The sequence below is a fragment of the Bacillus toyonensis BCT-7112 genome, assembly GCF_000496285.1.
Lineage (GTDB): Bacteria > Bacillota > Bacilli > Bacillales > Bacillaceae_G > Bacillus_A > Bacillus_A toyonensis.
The window spans coordinates 1,710,475-1,725,372 of the sequence record NC_022781.1 but is presented as its reverse complement, the minus strand read 5'-3'; the positions used below and the strand labels follow the sequence as shown (position 1 = coordinate 1,725,372).

Below are 14,898 nucleotides of genomic sequence, written 5' to 3'. Positions count from 1 at the left end.
AATCTTTCTGAAAAAATAAGGGGGTAAATGGAATGAACATCTACGTACTCATGAAACGAACATTTGATACAGAAGAAAAAATCGTAATTAAAAACGGTGCAATTTACGATGGCGAAGCGGAATTCATCATCAACCCTTACGATGAATATGCGATTGAAGAAGCAATTCAAGTAAGAGACGCACAAGGTGGAGAAGTTACTGTCGTAACAGTTGGTGGCGAAGATAGTGAGAAAGAACTTCGTACAGCATTAGCGATGGGCTGTGATAAAGCGGTATTAATTAATATTGAAGATGATGTTGAAAATGGCGATCAGTTTACAACAGCAAAAGTACTTGCTGAATATTTAAAAGATAAAGATGCAGATTTAATTTTAGGCGGAAACGTTGCGATTGACGGTGCATCTGGACAAGTTGGTCCACGCGTAGCTGAAGCGCTAAATATTCCGTACGTAACGACAATTACAAAACTTGAGATTGATGGTACAAACGTGAAGATTGAGCGTGACGTTGAAGGTGATACAGAAGTTATTGAAACGTCATTACCAGTTTTAGTAACAGCACAACAAGGTTTAAACGAACCGCGTTATCCATCGCTTCCGGGTATTATGAAAGCGAAGAAAAAGCCACTGGAAGAAGTAGAATTAGATGATTTAGATTTAGAAGAAGATGATGTGGAAGCAAAGACAAAAACAATTGAAATCTATTTGCCTCCTAAGAAAGATGCAGGAAAAGTGTTACAAGGCGAGCTGCAAGATCAAGTAAAAGAACTTGTATCGTTGCTCCATACAGAAGCGAAAGTAATCTAATAAAATACGAAATTATATATGCAGGAGGGAAAATCTATGGCTCGTAAAGTATTAGTAATGGGTGAAGTTCGTGACGGATCGCTACGTAACGTTTCGTTTGAAGCGGTAGCAGCAGCAAAAACAATTGCAGAAGGCGGTGAAGTGGTAGGTCTTCTAGTTGGAGACAGCGTTGCCTCTTTTGCAAATGAATTGATTCATTACGGTGCAGATCGCGTTGTGACAGTTGAAAATGATAAATTAAAATCATATACATCTGATGGTTACGCACAAGCGTTTTTAGCTGTATATGCTGAAGAAAAGCCAGAAGGTATCGTATTTGGACATACAGCACTTGGTAAAGATTTATCACCAAAATTAGCAGCGAAGCTTGAAGCTGGTCTAATTTCTGACGTAACTGCTTTAGAAGTTGAAGGTGGAAATGTTATCTTCACTCGCCCGATTTACTCTGGTAAAGCGTTTGAGAAGAAGATTGTAACAGATGGTATCTTATTTGCGACAGTGCGTCCAAATAACATTGCAACTCTTGAAAAAGACGAGTCTCGCACAGGTGACGTGTCTTCTATTACAGTAGATGTGAAAGATTTACGTACAATTATTCAAGATGTTGTCCGTAAAACTGCAGAAGGCGTTGATCTTTCAGAAGCGAAAGTTATTATCGCTGGCGGACGTGGTGTGAAGAGTGAAGATGGATTTAAGCCATTAAAAGAGTTAGCTGATGTACTAGGCGGCGCTGTTGGAGCATCTCGTGGTGCTTGTGACGCTGAGTATTGCGATTACTCATTACAAATTGGTCAAACGGGTAAAGTCGTTACGCCAGATCTATACATTGCATGCGGTATTTCTGGTGCGATTCAGCATTTAGCTGGTATGTCTAACTCAAAAATAATCGTTGCAATTAATAAAGATCCAGAAGCAAGTATTTTCAAAGTAGCTGACTATGGTATTGTTGGTGACTTATTCGAAGTTTTACCTCTTTTAACAGAAGAGTTTAAAAAGTTAAAAGTACATTCATGATTTGAGTACCCTTGAGTTCCAAGTGAAGTACCCCTATATATAGAAAAAGGTGAGGGATCCCCTGTCCCTCACCTTTTTAGTATTTCATCCATATTTTTATATAGTATAAAGGAACATTTTTTTGTTACAATACATAACGATACATATTATTCGCCACGTATATAAGTTAATGATATACTCTTGGTAGAATATACTTGAAGGAGGAAATAAAATGGCAATTATAAACGCAAATGACCAAAGCTTCGCAGCTGAAACTAGCGAAGGTGTTGTATTATTAGATTTCTGGGCACCTTGGTGTGGACCTTGTAAAATGATCGCTCCTGTATTAGAGGAAATCGATTCAGAATTAGGTGAAAAAGTAAAAGTAGTAAAAGTAGACGTTGATGAAAACCAAGAAACTGCTCGTCAATTTGAAGTAATGAGCATTCCAGCTCTTTTCGTATTAAAAGACGGTAAAGTAGTTGATCAAGCGTTAGGTTACAAACCGAAAGAAGCGTTAGTAGAATTAGTTTCTAAACACTTCTAAAAGAAAGAAGCTACCATTTGGTAGCTTTTTTTATTTTCCTTTTTTAAACCTTTCCGTTACAATAAAAGAACGTATGTTGGGTGTTTTGTCATTGTATGTTTTTATTTTGAATTTGCAATGATAAGCATGTAGAAATGGAGGTAGGCGAGTGCACGAACATTTGAAAGAGAAATTGGCTATTTTACCAGATCAACCTGGTTGTTATTTAATGAAAGATAAGCAAGGAACGGTTATATATGTCGGGAAGGCAAAAGTGTTAAAAAATCGTGTGCGCTCGTACTTTACTGGTTCGCATGATGGGAAAACACTTCGGCTTGTAGGAGAAATTGTAGATTTTGAATATATCGTAACCTCTTCAAATTTGGAGGCTCTTATTTTAGAGTTAAATTTAATAAAAAAGTATGATCCAAAATATAATATTCAATTAAAAGATGATAAAACATATCCTTTTATTAAAATTACCGCTGAAAAACAGCCGCGCTTACTCATTACGCGTAACGTAAAAAAGGATAAAGGAAAGTATTTTGGCCCTTATCCGAATGCACAATCAGCTCATGAAACGAAAAAACTATTAGATCGCATGTATCCGCTTCGCAAATGCTCAAACATGCCCGATAAAGTGTGTTTATATTATCATATGGGCCAATGTTTAGCACCTTGTGTGAAAGAAGTGACGGAAGAACAAAATAAAGAAATTGTGGATGAAATTATTAAGTTTTTAAATGGTGGACATAAAGAAATTCGTTCAGAATTAGAAATAAAGATGTATGAGGCTTCAGAGAAACTAGAATTTGAACGTGCGAAAGAATTGCGAGATCAAATTGCTCATATAGATGCAATTATGGAAAAACAAAAGATGATTATGAGTGACTTAGTGGACCGTGATGTATTTGGATATGCAGTTGATAAAGGATGGATGTGCGTTCAAGTTTTCTTCGTTCGAAAAGGAAAGCTAATTGAACGTGATGTTTCTATGTTTCCAATCTATGATGAACCAGAAGAGGGGTTTTTAACGTTTATCGGTCAATTTTATGAAAACAGCAGTCATTTTAAACCGAAAGAAATTGTTGTTCCAGGAAGTATAGACTCAGAATTAGTAGAGCGCTTTTTAGAAGTTGAAGCGACGCAGCCGAAACGTGGTAAGAAAAAAGATCTTGTAGAATTAGCAAATAAAAATGCGAAAATTGCACTTGAAGAGAAATTCTACTTAATTGAACGTGATGAAGAGCGAACGATTAAAGCTGTAGATCAGTTAGGAAAGCAGCTCGGGATTGAAACACCGTATCGTATTGAAGCGTTTGATAACTCAAATATTCAAGGAACAAATCCCGTTTCTGCAATGATTGCTTTTATCGATGGGAAACCAGCGAAGAAAGAGTACAGGAAATATAAAATTAAAACGGTTCAAGGACCAGATGATTATGAGTCTATGAGAGAAGTTGTGAGGCGCCGTTATACAAGGGCGCTTAAAGAGAATTTACCATTAACAGATTTAATCATTATTGACGGGGGAAAAGGTCATCTGGCAGCTGTAAGTGATGTTCTAGAAAATGAGCTTGGGTTATATATTCCGATGGCAGGCCTTGTAAAAGATGACAAACATAAAACATCCCATTTAATTATTGGGGATCCACCTGAACCGGTGATACTTGAGAGGAATAGCCAAGAATTTTATTTATTGCAGCGCATTCAAGATGAAGTGCATCGATTTGCGATTACATTCCATCGTCAATTACACGGGAAATCTGTCATTCAATCAGCACTGGACGATATTCCAGGAATCGGTGATAAACGGAAAAAGGTATTGTTAAAACATTTTGGTTCATTAAAGAAGATGAAAGAAGCTTCTGTAGCAGAATTTGTCGAAGCGGGTATGCCGAAAAATGTCGCAGAAACAATTTATACGTATTTAACAGATAAGAAGACGTTGTAGTTTACAACGTCTTCTGTTTTTTGGTATAATTTCTGAAGATTTAAAATAAACGCATCTGAATGAAAATACAAAAAAGTCAACTAAACTTATATGTCTAGTTGACTGTAGGTAAGGCTACACTTCAATGAGATCTTTTATATCCCATTTCACAAGAAATGTAATAGAGTCTGAACGTTTTTTCTTTTCTTCGTATGACTCTGCTACGACGTTTCGTTGCTTCTGAATTTGCTCAGCAATGAATCCAGCTTCTAATTGATAAGAAGAATGTCTGTTTTGTTTTTGACGTTCAGCAATGAGAGTGCCTTTAAGTTGGAACTGCATTTCACGACGTTTATGCTCAATAATACTTAAAGTGCCCCAACCAGCTTTTTCAAAGAACTGAATGACTTCTTCAATTGTTTCTAGCGGATATTTTCTTGCAAGGTTTCTACCGGACCAGTATAAAATACCATCTAAATCGTTACCAATTAAATCAGGTAGTAATTCTTCACGTAGCAATTCATAAGCGAAGGCGTTCAATGAAACATCTTCTAAAGATGTTATATCGATTGTATTTTTGCTCACAATATTCCCCTCTTTCTATAGGGCTTATTATATAACATTTCTCATTTATAAAAACAGATTTTTCTTTAGGAAAATCTGAATATATAAGAAGAAAAAAAGAATTGGCAAATTATATGCAAATTATGTATACGTTTTCTTGACGCTTCGACAAAAATAGGAGTAAAATGAACTTGGTATCAAATTATGCTGAAATATTTCGAATAATTTTTTCAGTTTTTCTTATGCCAATAGTGAAAAAACATTATTGTTGTAAATTAATCTGAAAACAGCAGTCAAACATTCAAGGGGGTAATGGGGACATGAAAGGCCGCGAGTATACGTTTCGTAAGTGGCACTCATTAATGGGGGTCATCCCGGTTGGTGTCTTTTTGACGCAACATCTAATTGTAAACAACTTTGCAACAAGAGGAGCAGAGGCTTTTAACAAAGCTGCAGGCTTTATGGAGCTCCTTCCATTCCGGTATGCGCTAGAAATTTTCATCATCTTTTTACCTATACTGTACCATGCTATATATGGCTTATATATTGCATTTACAGCTAAGAACAATGCGGTATCTTACGGTTATTTCCGTAACTGGATGTTCGTCTTCCAACGAATTTCAGGTATCGTTACGCTGATCTTCATTTCTTGGCATGTCTGGGAAACTCGTATTCAAGCAATGTTAGGTAAAGAGGTAAACTACGATATGATGGCAGATATTTTAAACAATCCAGCTATGTTTGCATTCTATTTAGTTGGTGTTGTTTCAACAATTTTCCACTTTGCAAATGGACTATGGACATTCTGCATTAGCTGGGGAATTACAGTGTCTCCACGTTCACAAAGAATCTCTACTTATGTAACATTAGCTATTTTCTTAGGTCTATCTTATGTAGGTGTGAGTGCATTATTAGCGTTCATCGATCCACAGCTAGCAAACCAGTAAGGAGTGGGAGAGCATGAAAGGGAAACTTATAGTAGTCGGCGGTGGCTTGGCTGGCTTAATGGCAACGATTAAAGCGGCAGAAGCAGGAGTAAATGTTGAACTGTTTTCATTAGTACCAGTAAAACGTTCACATTCTGTATGTGCTCAGGGCGGAATTAACGGTGCCGTAAATACGAAAGGTGAAGGGGATTCTCCATGGATCCACTTTGACGATACAATTTATGGTGGGGATTTCTTAGCGAACCAACCACCAGTTAAAGCAATGTGTGAAGCAGCACCTGGTATTATTCATTTAATGGACCGTATGGGTGTTATGTTCAACCGTACGGAAGAAGGACTTCTTGATTTCCGTCGTTTTGGTGGAACACAACATCACCGTACAGCATTTGCTGGTGCAACAACTGGACAGCAATTACTATACGCATTAGATGAGCAAGTACGTCGTCACGAAGTAGCAGGACTTGTAACGAAATATGAAGGTTGGGATTTCTTACGAGCTGTTGTTGATGATGAAGGTGTGTGCCGAGGAATCGTTGCACAAGACTTACAAACTATGGAGATTAAAAGTTTCCAAGCTGATGCCGTGATTATGGCAACAGGGGGCCCTGGTATCATCTTTGGAAAATCAACTAACTCTATTATCAATACAGGTACAGCAGCGTCTGCTGTATATCAACAAGGTGCATATTATGCGAACGGTGAGTTTATTCAAATCCATCCAACGGCAATTCCTGGAGACGATAAGTTACGTCTTATGAGTGAATCTGCACGTGGTGAAGGTGGGCGTGTTTGGACATATAAAGATGGTAAGCCATGGTACTTCTTAGAAGAGAAATATCCTGCTTACGGAAACCTTGTACCTCGTGATATTGCAACGCGTGAAATCTTTGATGTTTGCGTAGAGCAAAAACTAGGTATTAACGGTGAAAACATGGTGTACCTAGATCTTTCTCATAAAGATCCGAAAGAACTAGATATTAAACTTGGTGGAATTATTGAAATCTATGAGAAGTTTACAGGAGATGATCCTCGTAAACTACCAATGAAAATCTTCCCAGCGGTTCACTATTCAATGGGCGGGCTATGGGTTGATTATAAGCAAATGACAAGCATTCCAGGTTTATTTGCAGCAGGTGAGTGCGATTATTCTATGCACGGTGGTAACCGCCTTGGTGCGAACTCACTATTATCAGCAATTTACGGTGGTATGGTAGCAGGACCGAACGCAATTGAGTATATGAAAGGTCTTTCTAAATCATCTGATGCTGTTTCTTCTAGTGTATATGAGCAAAATGAATTAATCGAAACAGAGAAATTTAACAATATTTTAACGCTTGATGGTAACGAAAATGCATATGTTCTTCACAAAGAGCTGGGAGAATGGATGACAGATAACGTTACAGTAGTTCGTGAAAATAAAAAGTTATTAGAAACAGATGCAAAAATTGAAGAGTTAATGGCGCGTTACAAACGCATTAACATTAACGATACAGCAAGATGGAGTAACCAGGGTGCTTCATTTACACGTCAACTTGCAAATATGTTTGAGCTAGCTCGTGTTATTACAATTGGGGCATATAACCGTAATGAAAGCCGCGGAGCGCATTACAAACCGGAATTCCCAAATCGTGATGATGCAAACTTCTTAAAAACTACAATGGCAAAATTTGAGGGAGAAGGAAATGCACCAGCATTCCATTACGAAGAAGTGGATGTTTCATTAATTAAACCACGTAAACGTGACTATTCTTCAAAACATGATGTAGCTGCTAAGGGTGAAGAGAAGGGGGATAAGCAACATGTCTGAGAAAACAATCCGCCTCATCATTACGAGACAAGATGGACCAGATGCACAAGAGTTTGACCAAGAGTTTGAAATTCCATATCGTCCAAATATGAATATTATTTCGGCACTTATGGAAATTCGCCGTAATCCTGTTGATTCAAAAGGGAACCAAACAACTCCGATTGCATGGGATATGAACTGTTTAGAGGAAGTATGTGGCGCTTGCTCGATGGTTATTAACGGAAAACCACGTCAATCATGTACAGCGCTTATTGATCAATTAGAACAGCCAATTCGCTTAAAACCGATGAAGACATTCCCGGTTGTACGTGATTTACAAGTTGACCGTAGTCGTATGTTTAACGCATTAAAACGCGTTAAGGCTTGGATTCCAATCGATGGTACGTATGACCTAGGTCCAGGACCAAGAATGCCGGAGAAGAAACGTCAATGGGCTTATGAGCTTTCAAAATGTATGACATGTGGTGTTTGCTTAGAATCATGTCCAAACGTAAACAGTAAATCTGACTTTATTGGACCAGCACCGTTATCACAAGCTCGTTTATTCAACTCGCATCCAACAGGTGAAATGCACAAAGCAGATCGCTTACGTGCAATTATGGGAGATGGAGGGCTTGCAAACTGTGGTAACTCTCAAAACTGTGTGCAATCATGTCCGAAAGGTATTCCATTAACAACTTCAATCGCAGCATTAAACCGTGATACAACAATTCAATCGTTCAAAGATTTCTTTGGTAGCGATAATAACTATTAATAAATATGCCTCTTCATTTGAAGGGGCAATATTTATAAGATTATTTTTCAGTTTATTCTGTATATTAGTAATTGAAAAGGAGAGAAAACGATGAAGAGAATTTCTTATATTGAAGACTTTAAGAAATGGGAAAGTGGTTTTTCGTTTTACAATCCTGTAAAAGTTCGTTTCGGTGAAGTAGATATGTTTGGACATGTAAATAATGTCATTGCTTTTACATATTTTGAAGAAGCACGTATCGCATTGTTTAAAGAACTTGGATTTATGCAAGAATGGACAAATGAATCATCAGAAACGATGATCGTTGTTGCAGATTTACAATGTAATTTCATCAAACAAATATATTTTGATGAGCAGTTGAAAGTATATGTAAAGGCAGAAACAGTTGGGAATTCTTCTTTAGATTTGCACTATATGGTCAAAAATGCAGAAGGGGAAGTTTGTTTAGTTGGACGCGGTATGATGGTACAAGCATCGAAAAAAACAGGAAGAGGCGAGCCATGGCCTGAAGAATGGAAGATGAAATTACTAAAATAATAGAAGAGAATACAAAAATAAGAGAGCGAATCGCTCTCTTATTTTTTATCCTTCATTGCCTCTTCTAATGTTAGATGGTGTTTATATATGTATGTGGCATATGGATTACCAACGTAGCGTAAGTGCCATGGTTCGTATGCGTACTCTGTTGTTTCTGTTTTATCTTCTAAATAACGAATGACAAATCCAAACTCATGGGCGTGTTTTGCAACCCATTTCCCTTCTGTTGTCTCGCCAAAGATTGGTTCTAATTGGAATTTAGCAGATTTTGAGCTAATATCCATTGCTAGACCAGTTTGATGCTCACTTGTTCCTGGAATTGCACTTACCGAATTAGCCTCAGTTTTTCCTTGGCGCTTAATATAGGTATTATGTAATGACTGTTGACGTTTGTAAGAACGGTAACCTGAAACTGCTGTAAGTTCTATCCCCTCGTTTTTCGCTGCTTGGAACATTTTCTCAAGCGCATCTGCAGCATCTTTACGAAGTAATGTTTTCTCTTTATCTTTTGGACTAGTAAATGGTACGTTCGGTTTCTTTAAATCTTCTGGAATATACCCATCTGGTAATTTACGATGTTTATTGACTAATACAAGAGCAGAATCCGGATTTGTTACAACGGAAAAATTATCATCTAGTTTTTTTTCATTATGATCAGCTTTTGGAAAAGCAGGAATCTCTTCTTTTGGATGATTACTATGTTTTTGACTTTCGACAGCTTTCGCCCCATTTTGTAATGGTGATTCAGAACTGAAATAAGCGAAAGATGTGATACCGATTACAATAGTAGCGGCAGAAATAATTATTATTTTTTTCATGATGCCTTGTAATCACAGTCCTTTCTTAATAAAATATGTATTGTTTTTATTATAAGTTTAGTTTGTTGAAAAAGAAATATAAGAGCCGTAACGTAATGAAAATGCAAAGAAAATGTCAGAAAATGTGTGAAATTGTAGTATTTTTTCATATAATTCATTTCTTATCTTTCATGAATTGAATTTTTTATGTAATATATATACATAAGAAGATGTAGCGATTATCGAGAATAAAGAACTTCTTGTATAGACTAGGAGTGAATGAGAATGGATTTTGCAACAATTATTGGACTCATTTTAGGATTTGTAGCGGTAGTAGTAGGGATGGTCGTCAAGGGCGCTGACGTAACAGCCTTATTGAATCCTGCCGCAGCATTAATTATTTTCATCGGTACATTTGCCGCAGTTTGTATTGCATTTCCGATGAATCAACTAAAAAGGGTTCCAAAATTATTTAAAGTTCTTTTTGGTTCAAATAAAAAGGATTTAAGTTACGAACAGTTGCTAGAATTATTTGTTCATTGGACATCTGAAAGTAGAAAATACGGTATTTTGTCTTTAGAGCAACAATTAGACAAATTTCAAGATGAATTTCTTTTACGTGGTATGAAATTTGTGATTGATGGCGTATCCGCAGAAGATTTAGAGCAGATTTTAGAAGCTGAATTAGAAGCAATTGAAGAAAGGCATGCAAAAGGAGCGGCGATTTTTTCACAAGCTGGTACGTATGCACCGACATTAGGGGTTTTAGGTGCTGTTATTGGTCTTGTAGCTGCGCTTGGTAATTTAACTGATATTGACAAGTTAGGACATGCTATTTCAGGTGCGTTTATTGCAACGATTTTTGGTATTTTTTCAGGTTATGTACTATGGCATCCATTTGCAAATAAGTTAAAGCAAAAATCTGCAGCTGAAATCGAGAAAAAACGTTTAATTATTGATTGTTTATTAATGTTACAAGAAGGTACATATCCGTTTATTATGAAGAACCGTATTTTAGGTGCACTTTCTGCAACTGAGCGTAAAAAGCTAGAAATAGGAGCAGAAAAAAATGCGGAGTAAAAAAAATAGAAGAGGTAAAAAGAAAAAACATGATGAGCATATCGATGAAACGTGGTTAATTCCGTATTCTGATATGTTAACGTTGTTATTTGCATTATTCATCGTATTATTCGCAATGAGTAGTATAGATGCTGCGAAGTTTAAACAGATGGCAGTAGCTTTTCGGAGTGAACTAGCAGGTGGAACAGGAAATAAAGAGTTTTTAAGTGACCAGAAGCCGAATGAAGAGAAAGAGTTGTCAGCAAATAGTTTAGAATCTGAGCAGATTAAAAAGAATGCTGAGGCTGAAGTAAAGCAGCAAGAAATGAATGAATTAAAAGCGGTACAAAAAGGTATTGATAAATATATTGAGGAAAAGCAATTATCGTCTTCTTTTAAAACCGATTTAACTGAAAAAGGATTAATGGTAACAATATTAGAAAATGTACTATTCGACTCGGGGAAAGCAGATGTGAAATTAGAATCGTTAGGGATTGCAAAAGAGATGTCTAACCTGCTTGTTTCCGCATCACCTCGTGAGATTACAGTATCTGGTCATACAGATACTGTTCCTATCGCAAATGCTCAGTTTGCATCAAACTGGGAGTTAAGTACACAGCGTGCCGTTAATTTTATGCAGGTATTACTTCAAAATAAAGATTTGCAACCAGGAAAATTTAGTGCAATTGGTTATGGAGAATACCGTTCGATTGCACAAAATGATACACCGGAAGGAAAAGCAAAAAATAGACGTGTAGAAGTGTTTATTTTACCTTTAACGAGAAATATGCAATAAAGAAAGAGGATGGCAAATGCCATCCTCTTTTATTTTGCTTCAAATGATTTTAAGTTGTCACGACGGACTTTATCTTTTTCCGTATCTGATTTTTTGAAATCATAGTCATACAAAGCGCCTTCCCAATCACCGTACATTGGATTAGGGAAAATGATGAATTTCTCACCAAATTGTGCTTTTGAATCTGCAACTGTTTGATTGCGATCTTTTACCGATTTACCATCAAAACCAGTGAAATCAGATAAGTTATCACCGAAGAATAAGACAATATCATGTGTTTGAGAAACGAGTTCACGGCGTTTCTCTTTCCCTTTTTCTTTCGGATCTTGTAATAATATATGTTCTTTCGTTGCTTGAGGAGCACCTACGCGCTCAAGATTTTTAATAGTTGCATCTAGTTGGTTCGTTTTACGATTTGAGATGTAGTAAATATCTACACCTTTAGACTCTGTATATTTTAAGAAATCAATTGCGCCTGGAAGGGCTTCAGCTTCAGCCTTATTAATCCAATCATCCCATTTGTAAGGATAGCCTTTTCCTGTCTTTACACTCATTGCTTGATGAGGACTGTTGTCTAAAACAGTTTCATCTAAATCAAGTACGATAGCAGGTTTTTTTGCTGTCCCTTTTGCAAGAGCTGCATCCAGCTTCAATTGACCGATATTGTACCCTTGGTAGTAAAGTGCTTTCGTTTCGCCAGCTGTTTGATACCATAAATCAGCCATTAATTGCTGTTCTGTTAATTTTACTTTTTCTTCTTTGGCCGCTGTTTTCTCTGTCGTTCCTGAACATGCTACAAGCGATGTAGATAGAACCGCTACAGATAATAAAGTGGTAATGCCCCTCTTCATCTTCATATGTATCCTCCTTGATGTTAGAAAATCATCTTATATTATATATTAAAATATAAAAATTTTTTATGAACATTTGCATATTGTCTTTTGTATATATAGTAGTGTGTCCTATATTAGAAAGATGAGCAAAATAATGATAGTCATTTTGACAGGTTTTATTGTCGTAATGACAATTATAATTGACAAATTAACCTTTATTATTTACAATTTTAACTAAATAGAACAAATGATGGATTAAAGGTAATGTTATATATAAGAGGATGAAGCGTAGTGCTATATTTTATCCTAAATAAACATAATCTTTGAAAGAGAGTACGAATGATAATAAAGGGGAGGCTTTATACTTTGAGTTTACAAATTCAAAACTTAACGAAACTATTTGGGGAATCAAAAGCAGTTAACGGTTTGCAAATTTCGTTACCAAAAGGTGAAGTGCTAGGATTACTTGGACGAAATGGTGCAGGGAAAACAACTACAATCAAAATGCTTCTCGGATTATTAACGCCTAATGAAGGCTCTATTACATGGGATGGAAAATCATTTGGGACTAGTGGGGTAACGATTGGTTATTTACCAGAAGAAAGAGGTTTATATACAAAAAGTAGAGTAATAGACCAGCTACGATATTTTGGTAGATTAGAAGGAATGACGAAAAAAGAAGTAGATCTTGCCATTGACCACTGGTTAGAGCGATTAGCAATTCCAGAATACAAATTTAAAACGGCAGGAGAGCTTTCAAAAGGGAATCAGCAAAAAATTCAATTAATTGCTGCTCTTCTTCATAATCCTGAACTTCTCATCTTAGATGAACCGTTTAGCGGACTTGACCCAGTCAATGCTGGGATGTTAGCTAGCATTATTGAAGAACAAGTACAGAGCGGGAAGACAATTATTTTATCCAGTCATCGTATGGAACAAGTAGAAGCTTTTTGCCAACATGTATGTATTTTGAAAAAAGGCGAAGCAGTTGTCAAAGGACAGTTAAGTGATATTAAGAAAGAATATGGTTTCCGTAATTTAACGATTGAAGATACAGCAGAGAATGAAAAGGGATTAGAAGCTATACATGTTTCATATGAAAAACAACAAGGCCTTCTTTATATAAAAGTACAAGACGATGCAGAAGCTCTAAAGATTTTACAACAATTGCAAGAACAAGGTGTTACCTTGCGCCAATTTAAAATGTTAGAGCCGACGTTAAATGAAATCTTTGTAGAGAGGGCGAAATAACGATGCGTAAATTTTCTCATGTATTTTCATTTTATTTTAGAGAAGCGTTTTTATCTAAAAAATCATTAATTACGAGTGCTATATTATTTTTAGTTGTATTTGGGATTTTTGCATTTAATCATTTTACTTCAGGGAATGATAAAAGTAAGGATAAAGATAAAATTGCAGTTGTAACAGAAAGTTCCACATACAACGTACAAAAAGAAGAGTTAACTAAGCTATTACCATCAGCAAAAATAACGGTTGGTTCAAAAGCAGATTTTGATAAACTGCATAAACAAGTAGAAGACGGTGAGCTGGATGGCTTGTTTCATGTAATAGAAAAGAATGGAGCTCCAGAGGTTACGTATATGTATAATGGATTTCCTAGCCAAGCAACTTCTGCAATCATGGCAAGTTATTTCAAACAACAATATACAATGGTGACAATTGCAAAGCATAATGTTTCACCAAAAATTGCACAGCAATTGCAAACTGAAATTTCAGTGAAACAAGAAGCAATAAAAGATCGCTCTTCTTCTTTCGGAATTGCCTATTTCTTTACATTTGCTTTATATATGTTTATTGTCGCGTTCGGAAATACAATTGCAATGAATATTGCATCAGAAAAGGCGTCACGTGTAATGGAAGTCATGCTGCCGAAAGTAAAACCGCTTACGATGATGTATGCGAAAATATTAGCAGTTGTTTCAACAGCTTTATTACAACTGGTCATATTAGCGTGCGGTTATCTTATTCCTTATTTGTTAGGGTGGGTCGATTTAGAAAACGCCTCATTATTTGGAATTCCAATTGACTTTACAAAATTAGATGCAAAAGTTATAAGTATGTTCCTTGTTTATTTCATTACGGGATATTTACTTTATGCGATGATGTACGCTGCAGCTGGCGCTGTTGTTTCTAAGACGGAGGATTTACAAGCTGTATCTTTCCCGATAATGATTTTAATTATGGCTGCATTCTTCATTAGTATTAAATCATTAAGTGATCCGAATAGTACTATCGTTGTTGTAAGTTCTTACGTTCCGTTCTTTACACCGATGGTTACCTTCTCACGTATTGTAGCCGGTGAAGCAGGCATGTTAGAAATTACGATAACATTAGTAGTCTTATTGGCGACGATTGGTATATTAAACGCTGTTACAAGTCGTATCTATGTAAATGGTGTAATGAATTACTCAGACAAAGTGAAATTTAAAGATTTAGCAAAATTTATTAAGCGTCAATAATGAGAGAAAAGCATGATTTTCTATTGAAATCATGCTTTTTCTTTATGTATAAATTAAAAATAGTAT

15 protein-coding genes are annotated in these 14,898 nt (G+C 36.2%); 12 read left to right on the top strand and 3 right to left on the bottom strand.

The genetic code is table 11. The annotated features are described in order from the left end of the window. The first annotated feature begins 32 nt into the window (after positions 1-32). The 4 genes from etfB (at position 33) to uvrC (ending at position 4,279) form a co-directional block, all read left to right on the top strand. Positions 33-806, top strand: coding sequence for an electron transfer flavoprotein subunit beta (gene etfB / locus BTOYO_RS08860; RefSeq protein WP_001029031.1), 774 nt, complete (start codon positions 33-35; stop codon positions 804-806). A gap of 36 nt (positions 807-842) precedes the next feature. Continuing rightward, a complete protein-coding gene (gene etfA, locus BTOYO_RS08855; RefSeq protein ID WP_000101960.1) occupies positions 843-1,820 on the top strand; it encodes an electron transfer flavoprotein subunit alpha in 978 nt (325 codons plus the stop codon). Positions 1,821-2,031: 211 nt separating this feature from the next. Next, the gene (trxA, locus tag BTOYO_RS08850) at positions 2,032-2,346 is read left to right on the top strand and encodes a thioredoxin (protein WP_000974757.1); all 315 of its coding nucleotides are present in this window, start codon (positions 2,032-2,034) and stop codon (positions 2,344-2,346) included. 148 nt (positions 2,347-2,494) lie between these two features. Continuing rightward, the gene (gene uvrC, locus BTOYO_RS08845; protein ID WP_000544283.1) at positions 2,495-4,279 is read left to right on the top strand and encodes an excinuclease ABC subunit C; all 1,785 of its coding nucleotides are present in this window, start codon (positions 2,495-2,497) and stop codon (positions 4,277-4,279) included. Between the two features lie 114 nt (positions 4,280-4,393). On the opposite strand, the gene BTOYO_RS08840 is transcribed toward uvrC, so the two are convergent. Beyond that, the gene (locus BTOYO_RS08840) at positions 4,394-4,843 is read right to left on the bottom strand and encodes a YslB family protein (RefSeq protein ID WP_000042215.1); all 450 of its coding nucleotides are present in this window, start codon (positions 4,841-4,843) and stop codon (positions 4,394-4,396) included. A 299-nt stretch (positions 4,844-5,142) separates the two neighbouring features. On the opposite strand from BTOYO_RS08840, the gene sdhC reads away from it, so the two are divergent. From sdhC to BTOYO_RS08820, 4 genes are all read left to right on the top strand, one after another. Beyond that, positions 5,143-5,769 (top strand): succinate dehydrogenase cytochrome B558, encoded by a 627-nt coding sequence (gene sdhC / locus BTOYO_RS08835; RefSeq protein ID WP_000678354.1) that lies wholly within the window; start codon positions 5,143-5,145, stop codon positions 5,767-5,769. A gap of 13 nt (positions 5,770-5,782) precedes the next feature. After that, positions 5,783-7,576 carry a succinate dehydrogenase flavoprotein subunit gene (gene sdhA / locus BTOYO_RS08830; RefSeq protein ID WP_000676745.1) on the top strand — a complete coding sequence of 598 codons (1,794 nt, stop codon included), beginning with the start codon at positions 5,783-5,785 and terminating at the stop codon, positions 7,574-7,576. Then, entirely contained in the window at positions 7,569-8,330 is a 762-nt protein-coding gene (sdhB, locus tag BTOYO_RS08825; RefSeq protein ID WP_001291830.1) for a succinate dehydrogenase iron-sulfur subunit, read from the top strand. The genes sdhA and sdhB overlap by 8 nt, the downstream gene beginning before the upstream one ends. A 90-nt stretch (positions 8,331-8,420) precedes the next feature. Then, a complete protein-coding gene (locus BTOYO_RS08820) occupies positions 8,421-8,867 on the top strand; it encodes an acyl-CoA thioesterase (RefSeq protein WP_000822752.1) in 447 nt (148 codons plus the stop codon). Between the two features lie 38 nt (positions 8,868-8,905). Here the strand turns inward: BTOYO_RS08820 and BTOYO_RS08815 are convergent, their stop codons facing one another. Beyond that, positions 8,906-9,685 (bottom strand): M15 family metallopeptidase, encoded by a 780-nt coding sequence (locus BTOYO_RS08815; protein WP_000720189.1) that lies wholly within the window; start codon positions 9,683-9,685, stop codon positions 8,906-8,908. A 264-nt stretch (positions 9,686-9,949) separates the two neighbouring features. Here BTOYO_RS08815 and motA point away from each other — a divergent pair, with 264 nt between their 5' ends. Both motA and motB read left to right on the top strand, forming a co-directional pair. Continuing rightward, complete coding sequence (gene motA, locus BTOYO_RS08810; RefSeq protein WP_023441079.1) at positions 9,950-10,744, top strand: flagellar motor stator protein MotA; 795 nt, start codon at positions 9,950-9,952, stop codon at positions 10,742-10,744. Then, positions 10,734-11,519, top strand: a complete 786-nt coding sequence (motB, locus tag BTOYO_RS08805; RefSeq protein WP_001256739.1) for a flagellar motor protein MotB — start codon at positions 10,734-10,736, stop codon at positions 11,517-11,519. Before motA ends, motB begins: the two co-directional genes overlap by 11 nt. A 29-nt stretch (positions 11,520-11,548) precedes the next feature. On the opposite strand, the gene BTOYO_RS08800 is transcribed toward motB, so the two are convergent. Then, the gene (locus BTOYO_RS08800) at positions 11,549-12,376 is read right to left on the bottom strand and encodes a 5'-nucleotidase, lipoprotein e(P4) family (RefSeq protein ID WP_000782780.1); all 828 of its coding nucleotides are present in this window, start codon (positions 12,374-12,376) and stop codon (positions 11,549-11,551) included. Positions 12,377-12,718: 342 nt separating this feature from the next. Between BTOYO_RS08800 and BTOYO_RS08795 the strand changes: the two genes are divergently transcribed. Together BTOYO_RS08795 and BTOYO_RS08790 are read left to right on the top strand one after the other, a co-directional pair. After that, positions 12,719-13,603 carry an ABC transporter ATP-binding protein gene (locus BTOYO_RS08795; protein WP_000058105.1) on the top strand — a complete coding sequence of 295 codons (885 nt, stop codon included), beginning with the start codon at positions 12,719-12,721 and terminating at the stop codon, positions 13,601-13,603. A gap of 2 nt (positions 13,604-13,605) precedes the next feature. Next, complete coding sequence (locus BTOYO_RS08790; protein WP_001224994.1) at positions 13,606-14,832, top strand: ABC transporter permease; 1,227 nt, start codon at positions 13,606-13,608, stop codon at positions 14,830-14,832. The last annotated feature ends 66 nt before the right edge of the window (positions 14,833-14,898 follow it).

Excerpts from the sequence above, each read along its gene's own strand:
- etfB (WP_001029031.1), top strand. The coding sequence starts at position 33 with ATGAACATCTACGTACTCATGAAACGAACATTTGATACAGAAGAAAAA.
- etfA (WP_000101960.1), top strand. The coding sequence starts at position 843 with ATGGCTCGTAAAGTATTAGTAATGGGTGAAGTTCGTGACGGATCGCTA.
- trxA (WP_000974757.1), top strand. The coding sequence starts at position 2,032 with ATGGCAATTATAAACGCAAATGACCAAAGCTTCGCAGCTGAAACTAGC.
- sdhC (WP_000678354.1), top strand. The coding sequence starts at position 5,143 with ATGAAAGGCCGCGAGTATACGTTTCGTAAGTGGCACTCATTAATGGGG.
- sdhA (WP_000676745.1), top strand. The coding sequence starts at position 5,783 with ATGAAAGGGAAACTTATAGTAGTCGGCGGTGGCTTGGCTGGCTTAATG.
- sdhB (WP_001291830.1), top strand. The coding sequence starts at position 7,569 with ATGTCTGAGAAAACAATCCGCCTCATCATTACGAGACAAGATGGACCA.
- BTOYO_RS08820 (WP_000822752.1), top strand. The coding sequence starts at position 8,421 with ATGAAGAGAATTTCTTATATTGAAGACTTTAAGAAATGGGAAAGTGGT.
- BTOYO_RS08815 (WP_000720189.1), bottom strand. The coding sequence starts at position 9,685 with ATGAAAAAAATAATAATTATTTCTGCCGCTACTATTGTAATCGGTATC.
- motA (WP_023441079.1), top strand. The coding sequence starts at position 9,950 with ATGGATTTTGCAACAATTATTGGACTCATTTTAGGATTTGTAGCGGTA.
- motB (WP_001256739.1), top strand. The coding sequence starts at position 10,734 with ATGCGGAGTAAAAAAAATAGAAGAGGTAAAAAGAAAAAACATGATGAG.
- BTOYO_RS08800 (WP_000782780.1), bottom strand. The coding sequence starts at position 12,376 with ATGAAGATGAAGAGGGGCATTACCACTTTATTATCTGTAGCGGTTCTA.
- BTOYO_RS08790 (WP_001224994.1), top strand. The coding sequence starts at position 13,606 with ATGCGTAAATTTTCTCATGTATTTTCATTTTATTTTAGAGAAGCGTTT.